At 59.8% G+C, this 4,697-nt stretch carries 6 protein-coding genes; 4 read left to right on the top strand and 2 right to left on the bottom strand.

From position 1 onward, the window contains the following. From JJE47_04235 to JJE47_04225, 3 genes are all read left to right on the top strand, one after another. The coding region (locus JJE47_04235; GenBank protein MBK5266621.1) for an acyl-CoA dehydrogenase family protein at positions 1-1,044 on the top strand (1,044 nt) is incomplete at its 5' end. Further along, positions 1,044-1,532 (top strand): MaoC family dehydratase N-terminal domain-containing protein, encoded by a 489-nt coding sequence (locus JJE47_04230; GenBank protein MBK5266620.1) that lies wholly within the window; start codon positions 1,044-1,046, stop codon positions 1,530-1,532. The genes JJE47_04235 and JJE47_04230, both read left to right, overlap by 1 nt. After that, positions 1,529-1,936, top strand: coding sequence for a hypothetical protein (locus JJE47_04225; protein ID MBK5266619.1), 408 nt, complete (start codon positions 1,529-1,531; stop codon positions 1,934-1,936). Before JJE47_04230 ends, JJE47_04225 begins: the two co-directional genes overlap by 4 nt. On the opposite strand, the gene JJE47_04220 is transcribed toward JJE47_04225, so the two are convergent. Together JJE47_04220 and JJE47_04215 are read right to left on the bottom strand one after the other, a co-directional pair. Then, on the bottom strand, positions 1,933-2,448 hold the full coding sequence (locus JJE47_04220; protein ID MBK5266618.1) for a DinB family protein: 516 nt from the start codon (positions 2,446-2,448) through the stop codon (positions 1,933-1,935). The two genes, JJE47_04225 and JJE47_04220, sit on opposite strands and share 4 nt — an antisense overlap. 8 nt (positions 2,449-2,456) lie before the next feature. Continuing rightward, a complete protein-coding gene (locus JJE47_04215; protein MBK5266617.1) occupies positions 2,457-3,197 on the bottom strand; it encodes an ATP-binding cassette domain-containing protein in 741 nt (246 codons plus the stop codon). A 154-nt stretch (positions 3,198-3,351) separates the two neighbouring features. Here JJE47_04215 and JJE47_04210 point away from each other — a divergent pair, with 154 nt between their 5' ends. After that, on the top strand, positions 3,352-4,551 hold the full coding sequence (locus JJE47_04210) for an ABC transporter substrate-binding protein (protein MBK5266616.1): 1,200 nt from the start codon (positions 3,352-3,354) through the stop codon (positions 4,549-4,551). Positions 4,552-4,697: the final 146 nt, after the last annotated feature.

The raw sequence follows: 4,697 nt of genomic DNA, 5'->3' as shown, positions 1-4,697 counted from the left end.
GATCGTGAACGTCGTCCTCCCCGGGACTTGTACGACAAGCTCGCCGCTCAAGGGTGGGTCGGGATCAACATTCCCGAGGAATACGGAGGCTCTGGAGGCGGTGCGGTCGAGGTGGCCATCCTTCTCGAAGAACTCGGCCGAGCGTTCCTCGATCTGTCCTTCTGGGTATTCCGGGCGGTCACCTGGGGCGGCCTAGCCATCAGCCGCGGCTCGGAAGAACTCAGACAAGAATTCCTGCCCAAGATCGCCGATGGCACCGCCACCGTGTGTTTCTCGCTCACGGAGCCAGACGCCGGATCCGATGCCGCTGCCATCAAACTCACCGCGGTAGCCGACGGCGACGACTTCATCCTCAACGGCCAGAAAGTCTTCACGTCGGGCTTCAAAGCGAGCGACCTCGACGTGGTCGCCACGCGCACCTCGTCGGAAGGACGCAAGCACAATGGCATCACCAATTTCCTGGTCGACACCGACGCTCCCGGATTGACCTGGGCGCCGATCGAAACGCTCGGGCATTGGCCACTTGGAACCGCCACGCTCTTTTTCGATGACGTCCGCGTTCCAAAAAGCCGCATGCTTGGCGAGTTGCACGAGGGATGGAAGGACCTTGGCGAGTTTCTCCGTTATGAACGGCTCTGCCTGTCGGCTGCCAGAACCGGAGCCGCCAAGGCAGCCCTGGCCGACGCCCTGGACTACGCACAGAATCGTCACCAGTTCAACCAGCCGATCGCCAAATTCCAGGCGATCAGCCATCGTCTCGCCGAGATGCAGATGATGACCGAGATTTCGGAAATGCTCGTCTACCGGTATGCCTTCCGACTCGACGAAGGCACGGCCACCGTCCGAGACGCGGCCATCCTCAAACTGTATGCCTGCGAGGCGTACAAAGAGATCGCCGATGAAGGACTGCAAATCCTCGGAGGGTACGGCTACACAATGGAGTACGACCTCCAGCGCCACTTCCGCGAATCGCGTCTCGGAGTTATCGGGGCAGGCACGTCCGATATCCAAAAGAACATCATCGCCAAGACGATGGGCATCTGATGGGCATCATCACCGACGAGGCGCGAGCCTGGGCCCAGCGTCCGTTTCCGAGCTACGCAGTTACCGTCAGCCGAACCGACATCCAGCGGTACTCACGAGCGATCGGAGAGACCGACCCGGTCTATTTCGACGTCGAGTCGGCCAGATCGTCGGGCCACCCCGACCTGCTCGCTCCCCCCTACTTCCCCTATACCGTGCGAGTACAAGCCGCTCACCTCGTTGATGCCGATCAGCTCGAGCCTGATGGGTCGGCGACAGCCGACGTACCGCCACTGCCAACCACCAAGGCAATGGCCGGCGAGACGGTCATCGAATTCGGCGATCCGATTCACGCCGGCGACACGCTCACCTTGGAAAAGCGGATCATCGACCTCTTCGAAAAGGAAGGGCGCACGGGGACGCTCGTGTTTGTGAAGACCGAATTCGTATTCACGAACGACACGGGTAACCAAGTGTTCCGAGAAGAGTTCACGAGGATCTATCGATGATCACCGTCGGCACCGAGATCCCGTCCATTGTCCGGACCCCAACGACCACCGACCTGTTCCAGTTCAGCGCGGCAGCCTGGTTGCTGCACCGCATCCACTACGACCTGCCCTTCACAACCGAACACGACGGTCACCCTGGTTTGCTGATTCACGGGCCCCTCCAGGGGACGTACCTGCTTCAAGCGGTTCAATGGTGGCTGGGACCTGAGACTCGACCGGTCCGCATCGCCTACCGGCACTCGGCCCCTGCCTACCTTGGCGATACCCTCGAGTGCGGAGGAACCGTGACCGCCATCTCGGCTGAAACCTTTGACGTTGACCTCTGGGCTCGCAAGCCCGACGGTACGGTTACAACGTCCGGCCAGGCAACCTTCGTTCTGCCGAAGCCCGCCGCAGCCGGCTAAATCCCGAGCCGATCAACGATCCCACGCAGATATCGGGCCTGCCCGGCATGCTGGATGTTGTCGCTCAGCACGCTCACGAGACGCACTCCCCTGGTGACCGGCGGATCATACGAACGGTCGATGATCTCGTCGAGGAGGCTCGGCGTCAGATCCCCTACATAGGCAAGACTGCGTTGCATCACAGCATCGTGATACTTCAACAAACCTTCCGACGACCCGGGCCGGATGGCCGCCACGTCATGCGGTCCATCGCCCTGCCCGAGGGCTTCGAAAGGCCGATCGACCCCGGTGATGGTCGCCCAACTCCGGTCTTCCCACAACTGTGAACCCCCGGCAAGGGCCGCTATGTGGTCATCCTGAATCCTGGTGAGATGCCAAACGAGCCAGGCGATCGAGTTGGCACCCGGCTCAGGCCGGTAGGTCAACCCTTCGTGCCCGAGTCCATCGGTCGCCTGATGAACAAGTTCATTAATCCGTCGGTAGGCCTCTTCGAGAACATGGCCAGTATCCATGGTTACTCCTATCTAGCTCGTTCGAGAGCTTCCCACACCCGACTCAACGCCGACCGGAACCCTGGATGGGTCAACATGTCAATCGTACGAGGCCGGGGTAGGTCAATCTCAATCGTCTCATACAGGTGGGAAGGTGCCGGGGTCAAGATCGATACCCGATCGGCCAACATCACCGCTTCCTCGGGATCGTGAGTAACCAGAACATAGGTGCGTGGATCAAGCTCCCAATGCGTCTCGAGCTCGACCCACATCTTCCTGCGGCTGATGGCATCGAGATGCACGAACGGTTCGTCTAGCAACATGACATCGGCATCGTGAGCAAAGCCGCGACCGATGCTGGCCTTGGTTTGCATCCCGAGCGAAAGCTGATGCGGCATCCGGTTCGCAAACTCCTTGAGACCCACAAGGTTGGTGTAATAATCCTTCACCCGGCGATACCACTCCGGGCCGCGCCCTTCGAACTCCGCGGATATCGCGACATTCCGATCGACTGGCCACCACGGGAGCAGGCGCGGATCCTGAAACACCATTGCCACATGCTGACGATGAATCCGCTCCCCGACAAAGGCGATAGTCCCATGACTCGGTGATTCGAGTCCGGCGATCAGGCTGAGGAGGGTTGACTTCCCACATCCGGACCTACCCATGACGGCATGGACACTGTGCGATTTCACCCGCAAGCTCAGGGCCGAAAACACGGCCTCCGATGACGGCCAGGAGAACTCAAGGTCGGTGATGTCGACTCCCATTCCAGATCTCCTTTCGAAAACATGCCCCGTATCGGGACACCGATATCATATGTCATGTATATTGCATGATCGAGGGCTCGGAGCGACAGCCGTCAGATATGGAGACGCGATGTCGTGAGCTGAGTCCTGTATACGCAGCCAAGGAGGAGAACTGGTGAAGCGAAAGACCATAAAGTGGCTCGCCCTATTTACGTTGTTAGCGATGGTGCTATCGGCGTGCGGATCGGGAGACACGGCCCCCGCTGACGGGGTAACCGCAGAAGAATTGCAAGCAGCCCTGGATGACGCGGCAGCGGCCCAAGCCGCCGCCGAAGCCGCCCAAGCCGCCGCCGATCAGGCAATCGCGGACGCCGCAGACGCGGTCGCAAATGCAGGAGCTCCAGCCGTTGACGCAAACCAACCGGCCAGCGTCATCCGGTTCGCATTCGCCCCGGATCCGGTCTGGGACTACCTGACTGATACGGCGGTTCTGGCGACCTGGGAAGAAACCAACAACATCCGTATCGTCACCAGTAGCACCTGGGACGAATTCACGTACTTTGCGGGCGGTCATGGCGACATCGTGTCGATGGGGACCCAAGAGATCCCAGTTCTCGAGTCCGAGACTGCCATCCGAACGGTGACCTTCGGTAAGTACAACTTCCAGCGTTCGCCCATGATGAAACGGGCTGGAGATCCCTATGAGACGCTGGCCGACGTTCCGCTCGGATCGAACATCTGTGTCAGTAGTCCGGTATCGAACACCGGGTTCTGGACGGTGGCTGCCCAGCAATTGCATGGACTCGACTATCGAGTCGGTGGCGGTGACTTCAACCTGGTCGTGAACGATCACTTCGTCAACCCGACGAACCTGCTCCGTGGCGACTGCGAAGTAGCCGTAGTCATTCCTGAGGCAGCTGCTCCGCACCTGCGGACTGGTGAAATCGAGTTGATGTATGACGGTCTGATGCCGTTCCAGCTCTACACCACGTTCTCAGGTATCGACGACGGCCAGAACCATGTCATGTCGAACCTGTTTACGGCCACCGAAGAGTGGTACGACAGCCATCCGGATGAGGCCAAGGCCTTCCTCCAGTTGTGGCAGACCGGGATCGACCTCTGGGTTCAGAACAAGGCCGAAATTGTCGCTTCCTATCCGCAGCATTTCGCGGTTGAAAGTGAAGAGGACATCGCCTGGATGATCGACTTCATGGCGGGACCGAACGACTGGTTCGTCGACTCCGTCTACATGGACCAGGACTGGATCGATGCCGAAGTCCTCATCTATGACCTGATGACTGAACTAAATCCGGACAACCCGAATGTACTTCCAGCCGACTGGACGATGCCTCGCTTCGACCCGATCGCGCCGTAGGCCGACAACAGTGGAGGTGCCGGGCGCGGTAAGAACCCGCCCGGCACCTCCATCGTCTACTCAAAGGAGCAATCGCCAGTGGTAGCCGCCACCGATCCAGATATCCAACATACGACTGAAGAGCAGCTTGCCCAACAGGCCAGGCG

It is taken from the genome of Acidimicrobiia bacterium, from assembly GCA_016650365.1.
Classification (GTDB): Bacteria; Actinomycetota; Acidimicrobiia; order Spongiisociales; family JAENVV01; genus JAENVV01.
Note: the sequence above shows the minus strand (reverse complement) of the source record. Positions and strands in the feature narration are given on the sequence as shown.

Excerpts from the sequence above, each read along its gene's own strand:
- JJE47_04230 (MBK5266620.1), top strand. The coding sequence starts at position 1,044 with ATGGGCATCATCACCGACGAGGCGCGAGCCTGGGCCCAGCGTCCGTTT.
- JJE47_04225 (MBK5266619.1), top strand. The coding sequence starts at position 1,529 with ATGATCACCGTCGGCACCGAGATCCCGTCCATTGTCCGGACCCCAACG.
- JJE47_04220 (MBK5266618.1), bottom strand. The coding sequence starts at position 2,448 with ATGGATACTGGCCATGTTCTCGAAGAGGCCTACCGACGGATTAATGAA.
- JJE47_04215 (MBK5266617.1), bottom strand. The coding sequence starts at position 3,197 with ATGGGAGTCGACATCACCGACCTTGAGTTCTCCTGGCCGTCATCGGAG.